The organism is Aurantimonas sp. C2-5-R2 (assembly GCF_036549495.1).
GTDB classification, from domain to species: domain Bacteria; phylum Pseudomonadota; class Alphaproteobacteria; order Rhizobiales; family Rhizobiaceae; genus Aurantimonas; species Aurantimonas coralicida_A.
Genome location: NZ_JAZHLJ010000240.1, coordinates 1 through 1,159, shown reverse-complemented (window position 1 = coordinate 1,159; position 1,159 = coordinate 1). Strand labels below are relative to the sequence as shown.

The window sequence follows — 1,159 nt, the reverse complement described above, 5'->3', positions numbered from 1 at the left end:
GAAAAGCCCGTTGCCCCCGTTTCCAGGGCCGCGTAACCTCCAACCCGGAAACGCCGATCGCCGAAGTTCAACAAACTTCGGGACATCCCCGGCATCAATGGCACCATCTGAATGGGCAGATAGCTTCTTTGAAGCTGTAAAAAAGTTAAAAATCAACATGAAAGGTTGAAATGGATACACGATTATTTGCATTCGTCGGCGGAGACATCGGTCTTTGGCGGATCGTTGGAACCGAAACCATAGTTGGCAAGCCACTGCCTGAAGCCAAAAGGCTCAACGTAATATCTGCCTCAGAGTTGCAGCCTGAAACCAATGCACCCTGGGTACTTCGTGGAATAACAAGCAATGAACGGTATGTCATGCGCGACGAGAAGAACGAAATCGTGGCGAAGCAGCAAGGGCTAGCGCGCCCAGAAGCAACTTTCGCTGCGTTGATACCGATCCGGAAAAACGCAGCTTGGTGGGAATTCACGCAAGACGAGCGTCGGAGCGTTTTCGAAAAGTCAAAGCACATCCAAATCGGGCTTAACTACTTGCCTGCAGTAGCGCGCAAGCTCCACCACTGCCGTGACCTCTCAGAAAATGAACCGTTCGATTTTCTCAATTGGTTCGAGTTCGCGCCAATCCATGAGGCTGAGTTCAACACGTTGCTTTCCGAGCTGCGTGCAGCAGAGGAATGGAAGTACGTTGACAGAGAAGTCGACATCCGTCTCGTGCGTGAAGCGGCGTAGGGGGCCGGAGCGTTAGCGCAGGGTGGGGGACGCAGTCCACCAGGTAAACCAGCTCGAACCCTCACGGGCTTCGTGGCGGCGCGTTGGTGGCAAAGCAGTGCCTACCCCATCACGCTGGAGAAAACGGCTGTTTCAGCGCTTGCGTTGCTGCGCCCATCGTTAATTTTCTTTGGTTGCCAGCAGTGCATCGCCTGCCCGCTTCCACTCTGCTTTTTTCTCTGACGAAATTGAGTCCGACCGGCTCATGCTCAAGAGTGCGCCCAGCAATTTGGACTTGCATCGGAAAAGTGGAGAGTTCCCAATGAAGGACGAGGAACTCCGCGATGCAAAAGAGACAATTTACGAAAGAATTTGAAGCCGAGGCCGTTCGGCTGGTGCAGAGCAGTGGGCGCACGCAGCGCGAGGTCGCCGACGATCTTGGGATCGGG

Annotated in this window: 2 protein-coding genes; both read left to right on the top strand. The window is 54.2% G+C overall.

All coding sequences use genetic code 11. The annotated features are described in order from the left end of the window. Positions 1–170: 170 nt before the first annotated feature. Positions 171–731, top strand: a complete 561-nt coding sequence (locus VQ044_RS25260; protein WP_331827900.1) for a chlorite dismutase family protein — start codon at positions 171–173, stop codon at positions 729–731. Positions 732–1,054: 323 nt separating this feature from the next. Beyond that, positions 1,055–1,159: transposase (locus VQ044_RS25255; RefSeq protein ID WP_331827901.1), on the top strand; the 105-nt coding region annotated here is incomplete at its 3' end.